This window comes from Variovorax sp. GW531-E2 (genome assembly GCF_059423125.1).
Genome location: NZ_JBWKXQ010000002.1, coordinates 159,857 through 181,414, shown reverse-complemented (window position 1 = coordinate 181,414; position 21,558 = coordinate 159,857). Strand labels below are relative to the sequence as shown.

Sequence of the window (21,558 nt, the reverse complement as noted above, 5' to 3'; positions counted from 1 at the left end):
TCGGAGGCGCAGATGACCACACCCATCACCAGTCTCCAGAAAGAGTACATCCGTCTGCTCGACGGCAGCTCGGCCGCGATGACCATCGCCGGCGCGCACATGGCTTCGGGCGCCTTCGTCGGCGTGTCCTGGAAGAACCTGACCTTTGTCGGATGCGACTTCGCAGGGGACGGCAACATCAAGCTGGCATCGATGTCGGGCTGCAAGTTCATCGACTGCCGGTTTCTGGCACCCCATCACGACTTCGGCGTGATGACCGATGTGAGCTTCACCCAATGCAGTTCGGCTGGACGTTCGATCGTCAGTGGGGGCGATGGAAGCGCTGGCGTCCTGTTCCAGGAGTGCAGCTTTGACGGCGGAAGCTCTGCCCCCGCAGCGCACGAAGGCGTGGGATGCATGGGAGAGGTCACCTTTCGCAATTGCACAGGTCGCGGCGAAGTGCTGGTGGCCGGCACCCGCCTCACCATCGACAACTGCCGGTTCGACGACATGACCTTCGCCATCGGCCGCCAGCGCCGGCGCGGGGCACCGCTGGCGGCGACCGTCCTGATCGACAACTCGCAGGGCTCCGGCGTGTGGCGAATGGTCGACTGCCGCATGAAGACCAGCCACATCCAGAACAGCAGCTTCGAGCAGATCGTCAACGACAGCTCCGAGTGCGAGGCCTGAGCAGGCTTCGCCTTTTCATCGGGCTCGGCCCGTTCATTTTCCAACGCTCCAATGCTCTACAAAGAAGAATTCAACGAGACGCCTGCGGGAGGTGGTGGAACCGACCCGCGCGACGGATCCGGTGATGGCGAACTGTTCGGCGAGTCGGCCGATGTCGCGCATCTGGTGTCCGAGTCCTCGACGCAGGAGCGCCTGACCGCGGTCGCCGCGGCTCAGAATCCTTTGCTGGAGGCGGCCCAGCCCTTGCTGCGGGCCCTGGCAGACATGCCCGCTGCGCTGGAAAGCGACGGCGTGGCGTTGTTCCATCAGTTGCTCGAGCGCGAGGTGGCCGCTTTCCAATCCATCTGCACCACTGCGCAGGTCCGGCACGAACATGTGGTGGCCGCGAGCTACGCGCTGTGCACTGCGCTCGACGAAGCGGCCAACAGCACGCCGTGGGGCGGCGGGCAGGGCGGAGAGGCCGGTATCTGGGCTGGCCAACAGCTGGCCGCGAAATTTCACGGCGATACCAAAGGCGGTGACAAGTTCTTCCTTCTCGTGGGCCGCCTCGCCGCGAGCCCGCAAGAGCACGTGGATCTGCTCGAAGTGCTGTACCAGATCCTCGGGCTGGGTTTCGAAGGTCGCTTCAGCACCGCGGCGAACGGGCGCCGGCAGCTTGAAACGGTTCGTCATCGGCTGTTCTCTCTGCTGGGCAACGCGCGCGGCGATGTCCCGAGCGACTTGTCGCCGCATTGGAAGGGTGTGGGGGCAGGCAAGTTTCGCTTGCTGCGCAGCGTGCCGGTGTGGGTGACCGGCTCGGTGCTGACGCTGATCCTGTTTGGCCTGTTTGCCTGGTACAAGTACCAGCTGTTGCAGTCGAGCACCGATCTGCAGCAGCGCATTGCCGCCATCGGCCGGCTGCGTCCCCCGCCGGCGCCTCCCGTCAAGCCGCTGCGCCTGAAGGAATTGCTGGCGAGCGAAATCGAGCGAGAGACGGTGAGCGTGGATGAAGACGAGCGCCGCAGCATCGTCACCTTCAAGGGCGACGAGATGTTCGTTCCCGGTCAGGCGCGCCTCAGTGCACGGATTCTCCCCGTGCTGGCGAAGGTGGCCGACGAGATCAACCAGGTCTCCGGCACGGTTCAGATCACCGGCCATTCGGACAACCAGCCGATTCGCACGCGCGAGTTTCCCGACAACCAGGTCCTGAGCGAGAAGCGGGCACAGGCCGTGGCCGAAGTGTTGACCGGCAAGGGCGTCGTGCCGTCGCGCATCCAGACCGAGGGCCGTGGCGCCACGGTTCCCATCGCAGACAGCGCCACGGCTGCGGGACGTGCCCGCAACCGGCGCGTCGACATCATGGTCACGCAGGGCACTGGCGTCAGCGCCAACGTCAGCGCGGGTCCGGTGAAGCAGCCAGCCGTCGCCCCGCGCTAGACGCAAGGCAGGAATCCATCACTCATGCAATATCTCAAACAGTTCCTGGCCTTCCTGTTTTCCCGACAGATGCTGGCCTTCCTCGCGATGGTGCTGCTGGCCCTCGCGATCTGGTTCATCGGCCCGCTGCTCGCGGTGGATGGACTTCGCCCCTTCGCCTCGGTCGGGGTGCGCGTGACCTTCATCGTCATGCTGCTCGTGCTCGGCCTTCTCTGGATGGTGTCGGGCCCCTACAGCCTGTTGGGCGTGGCAGCGCTCTGCCTGCTTGTATGGCATGCAGGGCCTCTGCTGGCCATCGGGGCGGCGAAGCCATTGGCGCCGCTCTGGGTGCGCACCATGGTCATCTGCGCCATCCTTGTGATGTACGCGGTGTACTGGCTCTACCGTCTCTGGCAGGCCTTGCGCAACAACGACGATCTGCTCGCGAAGTTCCTGCGCTTTGGCCAGGATGCCGACAAGGACGACAGCGCAAAAGAGGAGCTCAAGACAGTCACCGCCACGGTCACCCGCGCCCTGGCCCAACTGAAGGGCTTGCGTGGGCGCGGCGGGCTTCGCCGGATCCTGGAGGGCAAGCGCTACCTCTACGAACTGCCGTGGTACATGATCGTCGGCAGTCCGGGCGCGGGCAAGACGACGGCGCTCCTGAACGCCGGACTGCAGTTTCCTTTGGCGCGCCAGATGGGGCACGCGTCCAGAAGCATGGTGCTCAGGTCGGAAGGCGGCACGCTGAACAGCGACTGGTGGTTCTCCAACGAGGCCGTGTTGATCGACACGGCCGGCCGCTACACCACGCAGGAAAGCAACCCGGTCTCGGACCCCATCGAGTGGCGGGGATTTCTGGGGCTGCTGCGCAAGCACCGCACGCGCGCGCCGCTCAACGGCGTCATCGTCGCGCTCAATGCGGCCGAGCTGCTCACGATGTCCGAGATGGAACGCGCAGAGCATGCAAGCATGGTGCGAGACCGGTTGGCTGATCTGCGCCAGGAGCTTGGCATCCGCTTCCCGGTCTACGTGATCGTGACGAAGATCGATCTGCTGCGGGGCTTCAGCGAGTACTTCCAATCCCTCACCAGTGAAGGCCGCACCCAGACCTGGGGCTTCACGCTGCCGTTCCACGGCATCCAGAGTTCGCGCGCGGCGGTGCGCGACCGCGAGCCGCTGCGCGCCCAGATCGAGGCGGAGCTGGCGTTGCTCAAGGACCGCCTGGCGGCGGGTTTGCGCGCCCGGTTGAACGAGGAATTCGACGTCGACCGCAGGAAGCGCCTGTTCGCGTTGCCCCAGGAACTGGCCGGCATGTCGGCGCTCCTGGTGCCGATGCTCGACGAGATGTTCCTGGCGTCGCGTTTCGACGGAACCCAGCTGCACGACACGCTGCGTGGTGTCTATTTCACGAGTGGCGCCCAGGCCGACCTGGAAATGCCTGCCGATGCCGGCACGCTGTTTCAGCGTCTGCAGCGCAGTCTGGGCCTGGGAGCGGGCGGCGCATCTGCGGCTGGCAACGAAGAGGGGGTCAAGCCACCGGGAAGAATGGCCTCGCCCATGCGGGGACAGCAAGGGTTCTTTCTGCAGGACCTGCTGACCAAGGTGATCATTCCCGAGGCGCATCTGGTGCGCCCCAATCTGCGCTGGGAGTTCCGCTTCCGGTTGCTGCGTCTCACGGGGCATGCGCTGGCCGTGGTGATCTTCCTGTGGCTTGCCGGCGCGCTGGCCCTGAGCTTCGGCAACAACCGCCAGTACCTGAGCGCCGTGGGCCAGCGCGCCGAAGCGCTCACCGTGCAGGTACGCCAGCTGTTCGCCGATTTCAAGCCTGCAGGGGTCCCGGACGTGCTCAGCGGGGCGCGCGAGTTGCCGGGCTATTCGGGCCTCGACATCGACAACCCACCCGGCAGCTTTCTCTACGGCCTTTATACGGTGCCTCCGGTGCTGGATGCGGCCAGCGATACCTACGCCCAGCTGCAGGATCACACCCTGCTTCCCTCTGTCCTGCAGCGCATGGAGAGCGTGCTGAAGCAGAGCATGAATGACGGCGATGCCAAGACCGCATACGAGGTCTTGCGCGTCTACAAGCTGCTGCACGACAAGGAGCGCTACATGCAGGGCGGTGCGCAGGATGTACGCAACTGGGTGCTGAAAGATTGGGAGAGGGCCGACAGCGCTGCCGCCTTTGGCGGCCGGGCATCGATGGTGGGGCATGTCACGGCACTGTTCTCCGGTGCCCGACCGGTGCAGTCCGCATCGCTGCCCAACGAGGCGCTGGTGCGCGCGGTACAGAACTTCCTGGACAGCAATACCTCGAGTCAGCGCGTCTATGAACGGGCCAAGGCCGCCATGCTGTCCGAGGCGCCCCAGGAGTTCACTCTGGTGCGCGCGGTCGGACCCCAAGCCGGGACCGTGTTTTCCCGCGCAGGCGGGTTGCCCCTGGAAAAAGGGGTGGCAGGCTTGTTCACCTATGACGGCTACCACGAAGTCTTCAACAAGCGCTTGCCGGAATTCGTGGTACGGGCCCTCGACGACGATGCATGGGTCATGGGTCGCGGCGCGCAGGGCGGCGCGACCTTGGTCACGCAAATGAAAACACCGGCGCTGCTCGATGAAGCGGCCCGCAAGTTGCGCAACGATCCGCTGCTCGATGACATCCGGCGCCAGTATTTGGCGGAGTACGCCCAGCATTGGGAGTCGTTTCTCGAGTCGATCCGCACCGTGAGCGGCAGCGACACCACGGGAACGAGCCTGGGCTTCGATCTGAGCGTGCTGCGGCAGCTTGCCGCCCCTGACTCTCCGCTGGCCCGGTTGGCGCGAGCGGCGGCCCGCGAGACCACCTTGTCGCGCCCGCTGGTGGTTCGCACGCAGGAGGAAAAAGGCTTCCTCGACAAGGCCACCGACGAACTGAACAAGCAGACCAACGCCATCGGCAGGAACCTCGGCATTCGGGCCGAGGAGCGGCTTGAAAAGCAGATCGTCGACAACCGCTTCGCCGCACTGCGCGAGGTCGTCACGGGGCAGGCCGACATTGGCGTGACCAGCGCCGGTGCCGCCGCGGGCAAGCCGGGGCTCGAAAACATCTCTGGCCTGCTGAACGAGTTCTACACCTTGCTGGTCGTGGCAGACACGGCGCTCACAGCCGGAAGCCTGCCTCCCGGAGGTGCCGAGGTCGGCGCCCGTTTGAAGCTGGAGGCCGGCAAATTGCCGGCGCCCTTTCGTGAGGTGCTGACGGCGCTGGCCGCAAGCGGTGGCGACAAGGTGATGCTCGGCTCCACCGGCATCCTGCGCAGCCAGGCTCAACTGCAGCTCGACCGCATCATGGGGTTGATGGCGATGCAGGTCAGCGAGCCCTGCAAGCGCGGCGTGGAAGGGCGATACCCGCTGGCCGCCGTGACGCAGGACGCGTCCATCGAAGACTTTTCGCTGGTGTTCGCTGCCGGCGGTGCGGCGGACGAGTTCTTCAACAAGCACCTTGCCCCTTATGTGGACATGAGCGTGCGGCCGTGGCGCTACAAGGATCCGAATGTGGCCAATGCCATGGTCGGCATCGACGCGGCGGCAGGCAACGGCGCCGGACTGAAGCCGGCCACTTCCGGCCCGACCTTGCTCGGTGAATTGCTCAAGCTGCTGGCCCAGAGTGGTCCGAGTCTCGATGCCTTCTACCGCGCACAGCAGATTCGCGACCTGTTCTTCCGCGACGCGGGTGGCAAGAAGCTGGCCTGGAAGATCGACCTGCGTGTGCTCGAACTCGAGCCCAGCATCACCGAACTGGTCATCGACATCGACGGGCAAGGGCAGCGCTACGTTCATGGCCCGGTGCAGGCCTTTGCCGTGAACTGGCCGGGGCCCCGCGGCGGGTCGATGGCGGAGATCACGGCCAACCCTCGCATTTCGAATCCGACCTCGACCCTCCTGGCCCATGGGCCGTGGGCCTTGTTTCGACTCCTGGAGAAAGGGCGCATCGTGAGCACGGCCACGCCGGGGCGATTGAGCGTGGAATATGCGTTCGACGGCCGCAGGGCGTTGATCGATGTCAGTTCGGGCAGTCAGCCGAATCCCCTCGGTAGCGATGTGCTCAAGGGCTTTCGTTGCCCTGGACGCGCAGCCTGACCCATGCGGATGTGGAGCATGCTGCGTGCCGCGTGGCACGTCACCCCGCCCGCCATCTGGGGAAAACTTCCCGGTCATGCGGATTTCGTTCGCAGCGGCGTCCGCCACGGGGAGCCGGACGCGTGGATGCCCTGGCTGGCCCAGCAGTGCCGCCATGTCGGGGCGGACGCCACGGCACGTGCCGTGGCGATTCCCGTCGCCTTCGTGCTTCCGCCAGGGACGCTGGCGTTCGCGCGCCGGCGCTTCGTGCTGGGGGTGATCGCGCCCTCCGTCGACAAGGTAGGTCGGCACCACCCGTTGCTCGTCTATCAACTGGCGCATCCGCGCTGGACGCAGGCGCACTTCGGCGCTCAGGTGCAGGAGCCCCTGGATTGGCAGTTCTGGCTTGCGCGTGCCGTGGCCCGTCATGCCTGTGTCCAGGGAGCGGCCGATCTGCGCGTGCTGGAGCGCACGGTGCGGGCGCTGTGGCGCGCGCAACCGTCGCAGGACGGGCGTGCGGCATTGAAGGACGAGAGCAACCGCGCGCATCGGCGCAGGCAGATGCAGGCATTGCTCGAACGTGGGGCGGGGCCCGCGCTGCCGGACGATCCCGCCGCGGCGCTGCAAGGCGTTCGCTTTCTGCCGTGGGCTGACTGGCCGAACCGTCTGCAGGGAGCCCGGGCGGAAATGGCGTTCTGGCAGCAGGACGCGCAAGGGCGCTTCATCGGAGCGGCCAACCGATTGCAGAAGCTGTGGGGGGACGCACCATGATCCGCATGGAGACAAGGGAGGGCGACCCCGAAAAGACCCCGTTGCGCCTGCAGCTCACGCACAGCAACGGGGAGCCGCGGCGTGGCGCGTTGTCGATCCCTCCCTCCGGCGCCGGCATGGCCGATGCGCTCCAGCTGTGCGGGGAGCGTCAGAGCGAAGCGCAATGGCGCGCGGCCAATCTGTGCCGCATCGCATGGAGCGACAGTGCGGGGGAATGGCGTTTGACGAACAGCAGCCACACGCTGATGTGCGTGTGCCGGGGCGAGCGCGTACCCGCAGGAGCGAGCGTGCCGGTCGCGCCGGGGGACACGCTGGAACTCGGGCTGTTGCGTTTCACGGTCGAGCAAGGCGCCCCGGCCGACGTGAGGCAGCCGGGCACGCAGGCGCCTGGCCGGCGCGCGTCCGCCGATGGCGACCGGGGCGCGGCGTCGCACACGCCCGCGTCCGCGTCCGCGTCCGACGCGCCGCCCTTTGATCTGCGTGTATTGGCCTTCAACGACCCTCCGGAGGGCGGCGAGGGCGACGAACACGTGGATGTGCTGGCGAACCCGTTCGGCGTTCTCGACATCGCGGGGGCGCAGCCGTCGCCCGTTGCCGATGTCCTGGCGGGGCTGCTCGGTGACGCGCCCGCGGCTGGGCAAACACGACCTGCCGTGCGTCCGGCAAGCCCGCCGGCCCGTGGCGATGGCCGCCCGGCCAGCCTGCTCGACGAACTGCACGAGGAGTTCGTCCGCGTCGTGCGCGATCCCGCTCAACTCTCGGGGCGTGTCGACTGGGAGGGCCTGCTGGCATCGGGCAACGAAGCCGCGCCGACGCTCGATGACTTGCGTCGGCAGGCCGAGCCGTACCCGTTGCTGCGCGACATCCTGCTGCCGCGCGAGGGCATCGACCGGATCATCGAAGACTTCGAGCCCCTCGTGAGATCAGGCTTGCTTGACCAGGAGGTGCCCGAGGACGTGCTGGGCCTGTTCGCCCCGGAACTGGCGCGCGACAGCCGTGCACCATTGCCCAACCTGACACGGCAAGAGCACCATGACCTGTCGCCGGACAGCCATCTTCACCTGGGGTCGACAACGCCGCACCGCGTGGACAGCGACGAAGGCGAGGGGAAGCCATGACGAAATCCCCGGAGACTGCCCCCGACGGGACGCTTCAAGACATGCTGGGACGATTGCGGCGTGCGCCGTGGAGGTTCGGCTTCCTGTCCCTGTTGAGGCGCTTCGGCGCGTCCTACCTGCAGCATCCCCCCGTCGGCTTGGCCAGGCGCCCCCAGCAGGAGCCGTTCCGTTTGGGGCAGGCGGCGGCCTTGACCTTCGCGCCGCGTGAAATCGCCAGCGTGGTGCTGCCCGGCGAGTCGGAGCGCCGGGTGCCGGGGGCGTCGCCGACGCGGTCCGGCAACAACCCGACGCTGCCGGTCGTGCGCCTGTACGGCCTCGGGCTTTTGGGCCCCAACGGCCCGTTGCCGCTGCACTACACCGAGCTGGTGCGGGACCGCACGGAAAACCACAACGACAGCACCCTGGCGGACTTTCTCGACCTGTTCCATCACCGCTACCTGACGCACATGTACCGGGCGTGGGCGCAAGGGCAGGCCGCTGCCGGGCTCGACCGGTCGGAGGACGAGGCGTTCAGCCGCTACATCGCACGCCTGACGGGGCACGACCCGCTCGAGATCCGCGATTCGGTGCTGCCCGCGCACGCCCGGTTGGCGGCCTCGACCCACCTGGCCCGCGAAGCCCGCAATCCCGACGGGCTGGCCGCCACGCTGGCGCACTTTTTCACCGTGCCCGTGCAGCTGCAGGAATTCGTGCGCCACTGGATCCGGATCGATCCCGAAGACCAGAGCCACCTGGGGCGCGCGCGGACCTCCAGCATCATGGGCGTCGGGGCCATGGCGGGGGAGGTCGTGGCCGACCGGCAGAACAAGTTCCGCCTCGTGCTCGGCCCACTGAGCCTGGAGCAGTACCTGCGTTTCACCCCTCAGGGGCAGGACCTGGGCTTGCTCGTCGAATGGGTGCGGGGCTTTGTCGGCTACGAATTCGTCTGGGAGGTGGAACTGCGTGTGCGCAACGACAGCACCCCGCCGGCACGGCTCGACGACGCCGAGAAGCTCGGGTGGTCCACCTGGCTCGGCGGTTCCGGCCGCGCGGAAGACGGGCGGCCTGCCGTCGATGCGCCGCGTTCGACGCCCGGCTACACCGTCGGCATGGTGTTCGAGCCCGAGGCGTACATCGGCTCGCGCCATCACGGCCACGCGGCCGCGGCGCGCTGAATCTTTCCTTGCGAGAACCTGTTCCATGACTGCTCCCATCCACACCGACGCCGAGCCCACCGCCTACGCCACGCGCGCCCCCAGCGAGGCGGGCGACCGGCTGTCCCCCTTCAGCGCGACAGCGCCATGCGGCCCCAGCCTGGAGTACGACGCCGAGTACGCCGTTCTGCTGGCGCGCATGTCCCCGCGTGGCGATGCGCAATACGGGCAGTTCGTCGGAGCCCCCGACGCGCCGAACTGGGCCGAGATCGAACGGGACTGCCGCCGGCTGCTGTTGCGGACGCGGGACATCAATCTCTTTGTCTGGCTGTGCCGCGCGCGCACCCGGTTGGCGCAGGCGGCAGGGCTTGCGCAGTCGTTGGTGCTGCTGGTCGAGGCGCTGCGGACCTGGCCCGAAGCGGTGCACCCCCAGCTGGTGATCGAAGGCGAGCGCGACCCGGCCGTGCGTGCCAATGCGCTCGCTGCATTGGCCGATCCGGAGGGCCTGTTGAGCGACGTGCGCGAGGTGGTCATTGCCGCCAATGCCGCGCGGCACCTGACGGTGCGTGAAGTCGAGCGCGCCTTTGCGATGCCCCGGGCGCCGGACGCAGCCAGTCCGGAGGCCATGGCGCAGCAGTTGGCAGACCTCGCGGCCGCTGCGTCAGGCGACGACCAAGCGCCGCTGCGCCTGTTGGCGCAAGCGGCAGAGGCGGCGGCGCAGATCGTCGCCTGGGCCGCCCAGCACCTGGGGCTGGACGCGCCTCCACTGCATGCGCTGGTGCGGTTGCTGGCCCCATTCCAGCGAACCGGGTCGTCGGCGCCGCCTGTCGTGGCCGCGGCAAGGCCTGACCCACTCCCGTCGTGGCCGGCAAGCACGCCAGCCGGTGAGGGCCTGGCGACACGCGACGACATCCTGCGTGACATTCGCAAGGCCCGCCGATGGTTCGAGAACCACGAACCAAGCAGTCCTGTCGCCGTGTTGCTCAAGCAGGCCGAACGCATGACCGGCCTGCGGTTTTCCCAGGTGGCCGATGCCATTCCACTCGATCTGCTGCGCAAGTGGGACGCCGACGAGGAGGCTTCGCTGTGACGCTGATCCAGGCCAATTTTCTTGTCGTCTGCTTCGCGGTCGGCGCCGCCGGCGCCTTGCTGGGCCTCTGGGTGTTCTCGCACAGGCTCGGCAGGCAACTCGACGCGCAGCGCCGTGCCTCGGATTCGGAGCGCGAACAGGTGCGACTGATGATCCGCGCCGAGTTGGCGCTGCTTGGGCAGCAGCAGACCGCACATCAGAAAGCGCAACGCTTGGCACTGGCGCGGTGGCAGGCTGAGCAAGATGCGCGGCGGATGGCTGAATGGCAGGCGTTGTCGCCAGCGCTCCCCCCTTTGGCGGGCAGAAGAGGAGGGCCGGTTGCGCCGCCCGTTGCACCGTTCCCCACACAGCGGCCGCGATCGCAACCAGGCCCCGCCTTTCACGAGGATTCGGAGCCGCAGAACTCGCCGGTCCCGCTCGCCCTGCCCACCGCTGTTGACCCGGAGGCAGAATCGGCCCCCGAGCGCGAACTCACCGACGAAGAAATCGACGCCTTGCCGCCCGATCTGCCGGTTCCGACCCGGGTGCCGGGCCGGAAATTGCCGGCGCCCAAAGGTCCCGTTCTGCGCAATCTGTAAAAAAGACCGGCAACCTGCCGGTTTTTTTACGTCTGTCTTCGTGCTGTCGTACACGACGCATGCCTCTTGATTTGTCGAATAGGCGTCACCAAGTCTGTTGGCGTCGGCACGGTGCTTGCACGCTCTATAGAATCTTTTTCATGGCAACGAGAATTCCCAAAACTCCCAGCACCCCACCGGCGCAGAAACCGGCGGGCGACGACGGAGATTCGGTCGTTCTGGAGCGCCGCCCGCAAAAAACGGCGCCGCCCCAGATGTACCAGGTCGTCATGCTGAACGACGACTACACGCCGATGGAGTTCGTGATCGTCATCCTGCAGGAATACTTCAGCAAGGACCGAGAGACGGCGACCCAGATCATGCTCAAGATCCACCTCGATGGCCGGGGTGTCTGTGGGGTTTATTCCCGCGACATGGCGGCCACCAAGGTCAATCAGGTGATGGAGGCCGCGCAGCAGGCAGGGCACCCGCTGCAATGTGTCAGCGAACCGGTCGCGTGAACCAGTTGAATTGCACGCGCTCCAACCCATCTGAGAACTTATTTACAGCAAGGCAAAAGGAAATCACATGATTGCCCAGGAACTGGAAGTCAGCTTGCACATGGCCTTCGTCGAGGCCCGGCAGCAACGCCACGAGTTCATCACCGTGGAACATCTGCTGCTCGCTTTGCTGGACAACCCGAGCGCCGCGGAAGTTCTGCGCGCCTGCTCGGCGAACGTCGACGACCTGCGGGCGTCGCTCACCAACTTCATCAAGGACAACACGCCCCAAGTGGCGGGTACCGATGATGTCGACACCCAGCCCACCCTGGGTTTCCAGCGCGTGATCCAGCGCGCCATCATGCACGTGCAGTCCACCGGCAACGGCAAGAAGGAAGTCACCGGCGCCAACGTGCTGGTCGCGATCTTCGGCGAGAAGGATTCGCACGCCGTGTACTACCTGCACCAGCAGGGCGTCACCCGCTTGGACGTGGTCAATTTCATTGCCCACGGCATCAAGAAGAGCGATCCACCGGAAGCCGTCAAGGGCAGCGGCGAAGCGCCTCAGGGCGAGGGCGAAGAGGGCGGCGGCGAACGCAACGAGAAGGCCTCGCCGCTCGAACAGTTCACGCAAAACCTCAACCAGCTTGCCAAGGACGGCAAGATCGATCCGCTGATCGGCCGCGAATACGAGGTCGAGCGCGTCATCCAGATCCTGTGCCGCCGGCGCAAGAACAACCCGCTGCTCGTGGGCGAGGCCGGCGTGGGCAAGACCGCGATCGCGGAAGGCCTGGCATGGCGCATCACCCAGGGCGACGTGCCCGAGATCCTCGCCGAGGCGCAGGTCTATTCGCTCGACATGGGCGCGCTGCTGGCCGGCACCAAGTACCGCGGTGACTTCGAACAGCGCCTGAAGGGCGTGCTCAAGTCGCTCAAGGACAAGCCGAACGCCATCCTGTTCATCGACGAAATCCACACCCTGATCGGTGCGGGCGCAGCCTCGGGCGGCACGCTCGACGCGTCGAACCTGCTCAAGCCGGCGCTCTCCAGCGGCCAGCTCAAGTGCATCGGCGCCACCACCTTCACGGAATACCGCGGCATCTTCGAGAAGGACGCGGCCCTGTCGCGTCGTTTCCAGAAGGTCGACGTGGTCGAACCGTCGGTGCAGGAAACCGTCGACATCCTCAAGGGCCTGAAGTCGCGCTTCGAGGAACACCATGGCGTGAAGTACGCCGTGGCGGCCCTGCAGGCTGCAGCCGAGCTCAGCGCCAAGTACATCAATGACCGTCACCTGCCCGACAAGGCGATCGACGTCATCGACGAAGCCGGTGCCGCCCAGCGCATCCTGCCGCCGAGCAAGCGCAAGAAGACCATCAGCAAGACCGAGGTCGAGGAAATCGTCGCGAAGATCGCGCGCATTCCCCCGGCCAACGTCAGCAACGACGACCGCAGCAAGCTGCAGACGATCGAGCGCGACCTCAAGAGCGTGGTGTTCGGCCAGGACAAGGCACTCGAAGTGCTGGCCTCCGCGGTCAAGATGGCACGCTCGGGCCTGGGCAAGGGCGACAAGCCGATCGGCTCGTTCCTGTTCTCCGGCCCCACGGGCGTCGGCAAGACCGAAGCGGCCAAGCAGCTGGCCTACATCATGGGCATCGAGCTGATCCGCTTCGACATGTCGGAGTACATGGAGCGTCACGCGGTGAGCCGCCTGATCGGCGCACCTCCGGGCTACGTCGGTTTCGACCAGGGCGGTCTGCTGACCGAGGCTGTCACGAAGAAGCCGCACGCGGTGCTGCTGCTCGACGAAATCGAGAAGGCGCACCCGGACATCTTCAACGTGCTGCTGCAGGTCATGGACCACGGCACGCTGACCGACAACAACGGGCGCAAGGCCGACTTCCGCAACGTCATCATCATCATGACGACGAACGCGGGTGCCGAGACCATGAACAAGGCGACCATCGGCTTCACGAACGCGCGGCAGGCCGGCGACGAAATGGGCGACATCAAGCGCCTGTTCACGCCTGAATTCCGCAACCGTCTGGACGCCATCGTCAACTTCAAGGCGCTCGACGAACAGGTCATCCTGCGCGTGGTCGACAAGTTCCTGCTGCAACTGGAAACCCAGCTCAGCGAGAAGAAGGTCGAGGTCACCTTCACCGACAAGCTGCGCAAGCACCTGGCGAAGAAGGGCTTCGATCCGCTGATGGGCGCACGCCCGATGCAGCGCCTGATCCAGGACACGATCCGTCGTGCACTGGCCGACGAGCTGCTGTTCGGTCGCCTGACCGACGGCGGTCGCCTCGAAGTCGACCTCGACGAGAAGGACGAAGTGCTGCTCGACATCCAGCCGATCCCGAAGAAGGAAGGCAAGTCGAAGCCCGAAGCCGAGGAAGCAGCCACGGGCTGATCCCGCCTCTCTGAGGAACGAAGTCAAAGGCCGGTAGCATTCGCTGCTGGCCTTTTTCTTTGGGCCGGCCGAAAACACCCCGCCTTCAACCGCTTTTGCCTTGATCCTCCCCGAACTCAGCCACGAATGGAAAACCGGCCTCTCCCTGGCGTGGAGCGGCTACATCGCCGTGCTGTCGATCTGGATCGTGATGCAAAAGCGTGCGCCGGTGTCCACCATGAGCTGGATCCTGTCGCTGGCGCTGCTGCCGTTCGCGGGCTTCATCGTCTATTACTTCCTGGGGCCGCAGCGGCTGCGCAAGCAGCGGCTCAAGCGCCTGCGCAACCGCGCGAACGCCCATGCGCAGGCCGACCTGGCGCGGCTGCGTGACGCCTCGCAGCATGCGCCGCCGGCACTGCAGCAGATGGCCCGGCTGGGCACCGCCGCCTGCGGCCTGCCGGTGTCGAGCGCCACGGGCGTCGAGCTGCTCTCGGGCGGCGCGCGCACCTTCGACGCGATCTTCGAGGCCGTGCGCGCGGCGCGCGACCACATCCACCTCGAGTACTACATCTTCGAGCCCGACCGCATCGGCACCGCGCTGCGCGACCTGCTGGTCGAGCGCGCGCAGGCCGGCGTGCGGGTGCGCCTGCTGCTCGACGCGCTCGGCTCCAAGCGCATCGGCCGCAAGTTCATGGCGCCGATGCACGCGGCGGGCGTGGAAGTGGCGCTATTCCACGACACCAAGATCGGCCGGCGCCTGCGCCCTGTGACCAACTACCGCACCCACCGCAAGATCGTGGTGTGCGACGGCCGCGTGGGCTTCACGGGCGGCGTGAACATCACCGACGAGGAAGACAAGCGCACCAACCCCAAGGACGCGTACCACGACGTGCACGTGCGCATCGAAGGCAGCGCGGTGCGCTGGCTGCAGACCACCTTCCTGGAGGACTGGAGCTACGCCACCGGCGAAAAGCAGCACCGCTCCGACGCCGTCCTGGACGCGCTGCTGCCCCAGGTGGAGGCGGGCGACATCCCGGTGCAGATCGTCACCAGCGGCCCCGACAACGCCTTCGAGGCCATCCACCGCATGCACGTCGAGGCCATCCATTCGGCCACGCGCCGGGCCTGGCTCACCACGCCGTACTTCGTGCCGGGCGAGCCCGCGCTGATGGCGCTGACCAGCGCGGCGCTGCGCGGTGTCGACGTGCGGCTGCTCGTGCCGCGCCGCAGCGATTCGGCCATCGTGAGCGCCGCCGCGCGTTCGTACTTCGACGAGCTGATCGCCGCGGGCGTCAAGATCTGGGAGTACAAGGAACGCATGCTGCACTCCAAGACGCTGGTGGTCGACGACCATTGCGCGATGATCGGCACCGCCAATTTCGACAACCGCAGCTTCCGGCTCAACTTCGAGGTCTGCGCCGTGGTCTACGGGCCCGCGCTGACCCAGCCGCTGGCGGCGCAATTCGAAACCGACCTGCACAGCTCCGGCGCGGTGCGCGCCCACCGCCCGCAGACTTTCTGGCGCCGCCTCGGCGATGCCATTGCGCGACTGTTTTCTCCCTTGCTCTGAATGAACCACACCTTTCTCTGGCACGACTACGAAACCTTCGGCGCCGTGCCGCGCCGCGACCGTCCCTCGCAGTTCGCGGCCATCCGCACCGACGCCGAGCTCAACGAGGTCGGCGAACCGCTGATGATCTACTGCAAGCCCGCGCCGGACTACCTGCCCAGCCCCGAGGCCTGCCTGATCACCGGCATCACGCCGCAGGTCTGCCTGGAGCGCGGCATTCCCGAGCACGAGTTCGCGGCGCACATCGAGCAGGCCTTCTCGCAGCCCGGCACCATCGGCGTGGGCTACAACACCATCCGCTTCGACGACGAGGTCACGCGCTTCCTGTTCTGGCGCAACCTCATCGACCCCTATGCGCGCGAATGGCAGAACGACTGCGGCCGCTGGGACCTGCTCGACGTGGTGCGCCTGACCTACGCGTTGCGCCCCGACGGCATCGAGTGGCCGAAGAAGGAAGACGGCAAGCCCAGCTTCAAGCTCGAAGACCTGGCGCGCGCCAACGGCCTGCTGCACGAGTCGGCGCACGATGCGCTGTCCGACGTGCGCGCCACCATCGCGCTGGCGCGGCTCATCCGCGACAAGCAACCCAAGCTGTTCGACTTCGCCTTCGGCCTGCACAAGAAGGACCGCGTGGCGATGGAACTCGGCCTGCCCGCGATGCGCGAGACCGCCAAGCCCTTCCTGCACGTGTCGGGCATGTTCCCGGTCGAGCGCGGCTGCCTGGCCGTGATGTGGCCGTTGGCCAGCCACCCGACCAACAAGAACGAGCTGCTGGCCTGGGACCTGTCGCAAGACCCGAGCGAGCTGCGCGACCTCGACGCCGAGACGCTGCGCCTGCGCTTGTTCACGCGCACCGCCGATCTGCCCGAAGGCATGACGCGACTGCCGATGAAGAGCGTGCACCTGAACAAGTCGCCGATGGTGGTCGGCAACCTGCGCACGCTGGCACCGGCCATGGCCGAGCGCTGGGGTGTCGACATGGACACCGCCATGCGCCACGCCGCCATCGCGCGCGACCTGCCCGACATGAGCGCCATCTGGTCGCAGGTTTTTTCCCGTCCGAAGGAGGCGACGCCCGATGTCGATGAAGACCTCTATGGCGGCTTTGTCGGTAACGGTGACCGCCGACGCCTGAACCAGCTGCGCGGGCTGTCGCCCGAGGGGCTCGCCAAGGAGCGCGTGGCCTTCGACGACGGGCGGCTCGAAGAAATCCTCTTTCGCTACCGCGCACGCAACTGGCCCGAGTCGTTGAACGAGGAAGAAGCCGAGCGCTGGGAAGCGCTGCGCGTGGCGCGCCTGTTCAAGGGCGAGGGCGGGGCCCGCACCATCGAGGCGCTGTTCAGCGAAGTCGATGCGCTGTCCGAGAACGCCGACGAGCGCGGCGAGGAAATCCTGGGCGCGCTGTACGAGTACGCCGAGTCGATTGCGCCCGAGGCCTGAACCAAGACCGAGGGGCCGGCATGAGCAACGTCGCACGCCACCGGCTGTTTCGCGCAGGCGTGGCGGGCGCGCTGGCCACCGCGGTGCTTGCAGGTTGCGCCGCACGGCCGTCCGGCCACTGCGCCACGGGCTTCGAAGCCTTCGAGCGCGACACCCTCTATTTCGGCCGCGCCATCCCCACGGGTGGTCAGGTGTCCGACGCCGACTGGGCCAACTTTCTCGACACCCGTGTCACGCCGGCCTTTCCGCAAGGCTTCACCGTGCTCGACGCCGCCGGCCAGTGGCGCGGCGCGTCGGGGCAGGTGGTGCGCGAGCCCTCGAAGCTGGTCGTGCTGCTGCACCCGCGCGACGCGAAGACCGACGCGACCATCGCCGCGTTGATCGATACCTACCGCCAGCGCTTCGCGCAAGAGGCCGTGTTGCAGGAAAGGCAGTCCGTCTGTGCCCGTTTCTGAAGCCGCTCCTACCGTTCGCCGTCTGGTTCCCGCCGACGCGCCGGCCTACCGCGCGCTGATGCTCGACGCCTACGCGCGGCACCCCGAAGCCTTCACCTCCACGGTCGAAGAGCGTGCCAGCCTGCCGCCGACGTGGTGGGAGACGCGCCTGCGCACGGACGCCGATGCCGCCGAGGTGGTGTACGGCGCCTTCGATGCCGCCGGCGCGCTGGTCGGTGCGGCAGGGCTGGGTCGCGAATCGCGGCAGCGCACGCGCCACAAGGCGACCTTGTTCGGCATGGTGGTGGCGGAATCGGCACGGCGCGCGGGCGCCGGGCGACAACTCGTGCGGGCCTTGCTCGCGCATGCACGCACGCTCGGCGGCGTGCGCGTGGTGCAACTGACGGTGACCGACGGCAATCGCCCGGCGCAGGCGCTGTACGAGCGCTGCGGCTTCCAGGTCTTCGGCGTCGAGCCGATGGCCACCGTGCTCGATGGCGTGTTCTCGTCGAAGGTCCACATGTGGTGCGACCTCGACGCTGCGCCGCCTGCGGCTTAGTCGCCGCGCTCGCGCACCATCAGCAACGCGGGCCCGTCGGGCGTGGTCACTTCGCCGAGCGCGTGGAAGCCGGCCTTGGCATAGCTGCGGATCGCGCGGGCGTTGTGCGGCGAAGGATCTGTCTGGATGCGCGTCACCGCCGGGTCGGCGAACAGCTGGTTCGTGAAGGCGCGGACCATCGCGCTGCCGAGTCCGCGATTCAATTGGTCCGCCTGAGCCAGGAACTGGTCGATGCCGCGCGCACCCGGATCGCGCTCGTCTTCCCACCAGCCGTCGCCCGAGCCCATCACGACGTACGACTGGATGAATCCCAAAGGCTGCCCGTCGTACAGCGCGATGTAGCCGCGGTCGGGCGAGTCAGGCGCCAGCATCGGCGTGAAGTCGGCCTCGACCTCGGCGAGCGTCGGCACGGGCGTCCACCATTCGGCCACATGCGGGCGGCACAGCCACTCGTGGAGCATCGCGAAATCCGTGGATTGCAGGGGCCGGAACGAGATCGAAGGCATGGCGGGCGTCCTAGCGGCAGATCCGGTCGACGATGTCCTGCGCCAGCGAGGCGATGGTCAGCGGCGCGCAGCCTTCGGCGTTGTTGCTCACGGTGACGAAGGCGTTCTGCCCGGCGCCCGTGGTGCCGGCGATCACCTTGGCCAGCGCGGCGCGGGTTTCGGGGTCGGGGTCGAGCACTTTGTCGAAGGGGCCGTAGAGTTTTTCGGCATCTTCATAGCCGAAGCGGCCGTGGCGGCGGTGCAGGTTCCAGCGGCACACCAGCGGCCCGGGCCACAGGGCGCGCAGCATCGGCAGCTGGTCTTCGATGGGCGGCATCTTCGCGTGCAGGCCCATGCAGAAGGTTGCGCCCACGCTGCGCAGCATGTCGGCGAAGGAGGGGCACAGCAACTGCGGGTCGCGCACCTCGACGGCGAGCACGGCGTCGGGTGCGGTCGGTTTCAGGTCGGGCATCGCCGCCAGCATGGCGCCGATGCGGGCGATCAGCGCGGGCTGGTCGGCCAGCAGGTGCGCGGGGATCGGGCTCAGCTGGAACACCAGCGCGCCGATGCGCTGGCCCAGCCCGTCGAGCGCTGGCTGCACGAACTCCTGTAGCGCGATCTCGTGGCTCAGGAACACCGGGTTGGCCTGCGTGCCGCGGCCGCTTTCGTCGCGCACGGTGGCGTCGGTCACGAGGCTCGGGGCCTTCACGACGAAACGGAAGTCGTCCGGCACCATGGCCGCGTAGCGCGCGTACTGGCTGGCGGTGAGGGCGCGGTAGAAGTTGCGGTCCAGGCTCACGGTGCGCAGCAGCGGGTGCTGGGCGAGCGCCGACAGGCCGTTCTTCGAGAGCACGGTCTCGGCGTAGTCGCCATCCCAGACCAGGCCGGCCCAGCCCGGGTAGCTCCACGACGAGGTGCCCAGGCGCAGCTGCGGCGGCAACTCGGCGGCGAGGGCGACCAGGGCCGCGTCGGGTGCCACCGGCTTCACGGTGGCGCCGCGCGGCTTCTTCGGCGAAGGCGCCGGCGCCTCGGCCGCTTCAACCGGGCGCGGAAGTTCGGGGAGGTCGGAAAAGAGGGAGTCCTGCACGTCAGCCATGTCTGGGTCCGCATTTTCGGCCAAGCGGGGAGGCCCGTCGGCGCCGGGCACAATCCGCGCCATGACACAGTGGTTGCGTACGCGGGGCGGTTGGTGGCTGGCTTGGGTGGTGCTCACGGCCGCCGGCGCCGTGTGGTTCGCGCGCGCCGAGCTGACCCGGCTCCAGCAGGATTTCGAGACCGACGCGCGCATTGCGCACCGCCTCATGAGCCAGCAGGTGGTGCAGTACGACGCCGTGCTGGCCACGCTCGCGCTGCTGGAGCCCAACGCCGGCGCCGACTACCCGGAGCGGCGCCTGCCGTCGGTGTACTCGTCGATCCTGCGCGTGCAGCGGCGCGCGGCCGAGGAGTCCTGGCCCGATGCCGAGCACGCCGACGCGCTGGCCGCCGCCGAGGCCCGCTCGCGCGCCGAGCGCCGCGCCGACCTGGCCGTGCTCGACCTGGCGCACGGCCGCTACCAGCTCGTGATCGGCTCGGAGCCGCTGAGCTATGCGCTCGAGATCGACCTCGTCGGCTCGGTGCCCTGGCGCGACTGGCCGATGAACCCGCAGCGCAGTCCCGTGCGCCTGGTCCTGCAGCGCGACGGCCAGCAACTGGTGCTGCAACACGGCCAGTCGGCCGCGCATGGCTGGCGCTACAGCCTGAGCAAGGAACTGGCATCGCCGAGCCAGCCGTTCGAGCTGGTGGCCGAGCGCGAGGTCGGCTGGGCCGAGCTGCCGTGGCGCACCATCGGCGGCTGGGCGGTGGCGATGGCGCTGTTGCTGGCGGGCCTGTGGGCCGCGCAGCGCCAGCGCATCGCGCGGCGCCGCGCGGAGGAGTTGCTGCGCCTGGGGCAGGTGGCGCGCCTCAATGCGCTGGGCGAGCTGTCGGCCGGGCTGGCGCACGAGCTCAACCAGCCGCTCACGGCCGTGCTGGCCAACGCCCAGGCCGCGCGCCGCCTGCTCGACGACGACCCGCCCGACCTCGCCACCGCGCGCGACGCGATGGGGCAGGCCGTCGAGCAGGCCCGCCGTGCCTCCGGCGTGGTCGGCCGCCTGCGCCGCGTGATCGAACGCCCCGAAGCCGGTGGCGACGTGAAGCCGCTGGTGCTGCAGGAGGTGGTGCGCAGCGCCATGCACCTGCTGGCGCCCGAGTTCGCGCGCCACGGCGTGGCGGCCCAGTTCGATGCCAGCGCGCAGGCGCCCGTGCGCGTGCAGGCCGAGGCCGTGGCGCTGGAGCAGATCGTGCACAACCTGCTGATGAACGCGATGCAGGCGTTGGACCTCGTGCCCGCCGCCGAACGGCGCCTCGTGGTCTCGGTCGGCCGCAACGGCGAGGAGGGCGTGCTGACCGTCACCGACAACGGCCGCGGCATCGCGCCCGAGGCGCTGCCTCGCCTGTTCGAACCCTTCTTCAGCACGCGCGAAGGCGGCCTGGGCCTCGGCCTGAGCCTGAGCGAAACGCTGGCCAGCGGCATGGGCGGCAGCCTGAGCGCCGCCAATGCCTCGCCGCGCGGTGCGCGCTTCACCTTGCTGCTGCCACTGGTGGCACCTTCGACATGAACACGTTGACCGCCGACCAGCCCCAATCGCCCCTGATCCACCTGATCGACGACGACCAGGCCGTGCGCGACAGCCTGTCGCTGCTGATCGGCACCGTCGGCCTGCGCGTGCAGGGCTGGGCCGATCCACAGGCCTTCATCGACGGCTTCGACCGCGCGAGCGTCGGCGCCATCGTGCTGGACGTGCGCATGCCCGGCATTAGCGGCCTCACGGTGCTGGACCGGCTGGTGGCGCAGGGCGTCGACCAGCCCGTGATCATGCTGACCGGCCACGGCACGGTCGAGATGTGCCGCCGCGCCTTCAAGGCCGGCGCGGCCGAGTTCCTCGAGAAGCCGGTGGACGACGAGCAGCTGCTCGAAGCCCTGCAGCAGGCCGTGCGCCAGCACGTGCGCACGCGCGAGCGATCGCAGGCCGACAACGCCGCGCGCGAGCGGGTGGCGCAGCTGTCGGAGCGCGAGCGCGAGGTGCTGGCCTTCATCGTGCAGGGGCTCACCAACAAGGAGATCGCGCGCGTGCTGGCGCTGTCGCCGCGCACCGTCGAGACCCACCGTGCCAACCTGTTCGCCAAGCTCGACTGCGACTCGCTGGCGCAGCTGATCCGGCGCTACGCCGTGCTGGCGTCGGACGCGGGAGAAGAGGGCGCTCCGTAGTTCTACGGAGTGCCGGGCGTAGCCGTACGAATGGTTGCAGCGGACCGTATTTTTTACAGTGACACCGTGG

Annotated in this window: 18 protein-coding genes; 16 read left to right on the top strand and 2 right to left on the bottom strand. The window is 67.8% G+C overall.

Features of this window, described 5'->3' with window-relative positions; all coding sequences use genetic code 11:
* The first annotated feature begins 12 nt into the window (after positions 1-12).
* The 14 genes from AC07XP_RS02295 to AC07XP_RS02230 all read left to right on the top strand — a co-directional run bounded on the left by AC07XP_RS02295 (position 13) and on the right by AC07XP_RS02230 (position 17,717).
* Positions 13-669, top strand: coding sequence for a hypothetical protein (locus AC07XP_RS02295; protein ID WP_495263683.1), 657 nt, complete (start codon positions 13-15; stop codon positions 667-669).
* A 51-nt stretch (positions 670-720) separates the two neighbouring features.
* Complete coding sequence (gene tssL, locus AC07XP_RS02290; protein WP_495263682.1) at positions 721-2,085, top strand: type VI secretion system protein TssL, long form; 1,365 nt, start codon at positions 721-723, stop codon at positions 2,083-2,085.
* Positions 2,086-2,109: 24 nt separating this feature from the next.
* On the top strand, positions 2,110-6,177 hold the full coding sequence (gene tssM, locus AC07XP_RS02285; protein WP_495263681.1) for a type VI secretion system membrane subunit TssM: 4,068 nt from the start codon (positions 2,110-2,112) through the stop codon (positions 6,175-6,177).
* An 18-nt stretch (positions 6,178-6,195) separates the two neighbouring features.
* The gene (gene tagF / locus AC07XP_RS02280) at positions 6,196-6,927 is read left to right on the top strand and encodes a type VI secretion system-associated protein TagF (RefSeq protein WP_495263680.1); all 732 of its coding nucleotides are present in this window, start codon (positions 6,196-6,198) and stop codon (positions 6,925-6,927) included.
* Positions 6,924-8,045 (top strand): TagK domain-containing protein, encoded by a 1,122-nt coding sequence (locus AC07XP_RS02275; RefSeq protein ID WP_495263679.1) that lies wholly within the window; start codon positions 6,924-6,926, stop codon positions 8,043-8,045. The genes tagF and AC07XP_RS02275 overlap by 4 nt, the downstream gene beginning before the upstream one ends.
* The gene (tssG, locus tag AC07XP_RS02270) at positions 8,042-9,199 is read left to right on the top strand and encodes a type VI secretion system baseplate subunit TssG (protein WP_495263678.1); all 1,158 of its coding nucleotides are present in this window, start codon (positions 8,042-8,044) and stop codon (positions 9,197-9,199) included. Before AC07XP_RS02275 ends, tssG begins: the two co-directional genes overlap by 4 nt.
* Positions 9,200-9,224: 25 nt before the next feature.
* Positions 9,225-10,268 (top strand): type VI secretion system protein TssA, encoded by a 1,044-nt coding sequence (locus AC07XP_RS02265; RefSeq protein ID WP_495263677.1) that lies wholly within the window; start codon positions 9,225-9,227, stop codon positions 10,266-10,268.
* Positions 10,265-10,846, top strand: a complete 582-nt coding sequence (locus AC07XP_RS02260; protein WP_495263676.1) for a hypothetical protein — start codon at positions 10,265-10,267, stop codon at positions 10,844-10,846. Before AC07XP_RS02265 ends, AC07XP_RS02260 begins: the two co-directional genes overlap by 4 nt.
* Positions 10,847-10,986: 140 nt before the next feature.
* A complete protein-coding gene (gene clpS, locus AC07XP_RS02255; RefSeq protein WP_062471456.1) occupies positions 10,987-11,346 on the top strand; it encodes an ATP-dependent Clp protease adapter ClpS in 360 nt (119 codons plus the stop codon).
* A gap of 67 nt (positions 11,347-11,413) precedes the next feature.
* A complete protein-coding gene (clpA, locus tag AC07XP_RS02250; protein WP_062471453.1) occupies positions 11,414-13,735 on the top strand; it encodes an ATP-dependent Clp protease ATP-binding subunit ClpA in 2,322 nt (773 codons plus the stop codon).
* Between the two features lie 100 nt (positions 13,736-13,835).
* The gene (cls, locus tag AC07XP_RS02245; protein ID WP_062471451.1) at positions 13,836-15,284 is read left to right on the top strand and encodes a cardiolipin synthase; all 1,449 of its coding nucleotides are present in this window, start codon (positions 13,836-13,838) and stop codon (positions 15,282-15,284) included.
* Entirely contained in the window at positions 15,285-16,724 is a 1,440-nt protein-coding gene (gene sbcB, locus AC07XP_RS02240; protein ID WP_095745215.1) for an exodeoxyribonuclease I, read from the top strand. It begins immediately after the preceding gene.
* A gap of 20 nt (positions 16,725-16,744) precedes the next feature.
* Entirely contained in the window at positions 16,745-17,179 is a 435-nt protein-coding gene (locus AC07XP_RS02235; protein ID WP_495263675.1) for a DUF3574 domain-containing protein, read from the top strand.
* On the top strand, positions 17,166-17,717 hold the full coding sequence (locus AC07XP_RS02230) for a GNAT family N-acetyltransferase (RefSeq protein ID WP_495263674.1): 552 nt from the start codon (positions 17,166-17,168) through the stop codon (positions 17,715-17,717). Before AC07XP_RS02235 ends, AC07XP_RS02230 begins: the two co-directional genes overlap by 14 nt.
* Here AC07XP_RS02230 and AC07XP_RS02225 read toward each other — a convergent pair.
* Entirely contained in the window at positions 17,714-18,223 is a 510-nt protein-coding gene (locus AC07XP_RS02225) for a GNAT family N-acetyltransferase (protein WP_495263673.1), read from the bottom strand. The two genes, AC07XP_RS02230 and AC07XP_RS02225, sit on opposite strands and share 4 nt — an antisense overlap.
* 10 nt (positions 18,224-18,233) lie before the next feature.
* A complete protein-coding gene (locus tag AC07XP_RS02220; RefSeq protein ID WP_495263672.1) occupies positions 18,234-19,298 on the bottom strand; it encodes a DUF72 domain-containing protein in 1,065 nt (354 codons plus the stop codon).
* A 61-nt stretch (positions 19,299-19,359) separates the two neighbouring features.
* Between AC07XP_RS02220 and AC07XP_RS02215 the strand changes: the two genes are divergently transcribed.
* Positions 19,360-20,838: a sensor histidine kinase gene (locus tag AC07XP_RS02215; protein ID WP_495263671.1), complete on the top strand. Its 1,479-nt coding sequence runs from the start codon at positions 19,360-19,362 to the stop codon at positions 20,836-20,838.
* Entirely contained in the window at positions 20,835-21,488 is a 654-nt protein-coding gene (locus tag AC07XP_RS02210; protein WP_062480069.1) for a response regulator transcription factor, read from the top strand. Before AC07XP_RS02215 ends, AC07XP_RS02210 begins: the two co-directional genes overlap by 4 nt.
* Positions 21,489-21,558 lie beyond the last annotated feature (70 nt).

Bases quoted from the DNA above. Each gene is read 5' to 3' on its own strand.
- tagF (WP_495263680.1), top strand. From the start codon at position 6,196: ATGCTGCGTGCCGCGTGGCACGTCACCCCGCCCGCCATCTGGGGAAAA.
- tssL (WP_495263682.1), top strand. From the start codon at position 721: ATGCTCTACAAAGAAGAATTCAACGAGACGCCTGCGGGAGGTGGTGGA.
- AC07XP_RS02295 (WP_495263683.1), top strand. From the start codon at position 13: ATGACCACACCCATCACCAGTCTCCAGAAAGAGTACATCCGTCTGCTC.
- AC07XP_RS02210 (WP_062480069.1), top strand. From the start codon at position 20,835: ATGAACACGTTGACCGCCGACCAGCCCCAATCGCCCCTGATCCACCTG.
- clpA (WP_062471453.1), top strand. From the start codon at position 11,414: ATGATTGCCCAGGAACTGGAAGTCAGCTTGCACATGGCCTTCGTCGAG.
- AC07XP_RS02275 (WP_495263679.1), top strand. From the start codon at position 6,924: ATGATCCGCATGGAGACAAGGGAGGGCGACCCCGAAAAGACCCCGTTG.
- AC07XP_RS02265 (WP_495263677.1), top strand. From the start codon at position 9,225: ATGACTGCTCCCATCCACACCGACGCCGAGCCCACCGCCTACGCCACG.
- clpS (WP_062471456.1), top strand. From the start codon at position 10,987: ATGGCAACGAGAATTCCCAAAACTCCCAGCACCCCACCGGCGCAGAAA.
- AC07XP_RS02235 (WP_495263675.1), top strand. From the start codon at position 16,745: ATGAGCAACGTCGCACGCCACCGGCTGTTTCGCGCAGGCGTGGCGGGC.
- tssM (WP_495263681.1), top strand. From the start codon at position 2,110: ATGCAATATCTCAAACAGTTCCTGGCCTTCCTGTTTTCCCGACAGATG.
- AC07XP_RS02220 (WP_495263672.1), bottom strand. From the start codon at position 19,298: ATGGCTGACGTGCAGGACTCCCTCTTTTCCGACCTCCCCGAACTTCCG.
- AC07XP_RS02225 (WP_495263673.1), bottom strand. From the start codon at position 18,223: ATGCCTTCGATCTCGTTCCGGCCCCTGCAATCCACGGATTTCGCGATG.
- sbcB (WP_095745215.1), top strand. From the start codon at position 15,285: ATGAACCACACCTTTCTCTGGCACGACTACGAAACCTTCGGCGCCGTG.
- tssG (WP_495263678.1), top strand. From the start codon at position 8,042: ATGACGAAATCCCCGGAGACTGCCCCCGACGGGACGCTTCAAGACATG.
- AC07XP_RS02215 (WP_495263671.1), top strand. From the start codon at position 19,360: ATGACACAGTGGTTGCGTACGCGGGGCGGTTGGTGGCTGGCTTGGGTG.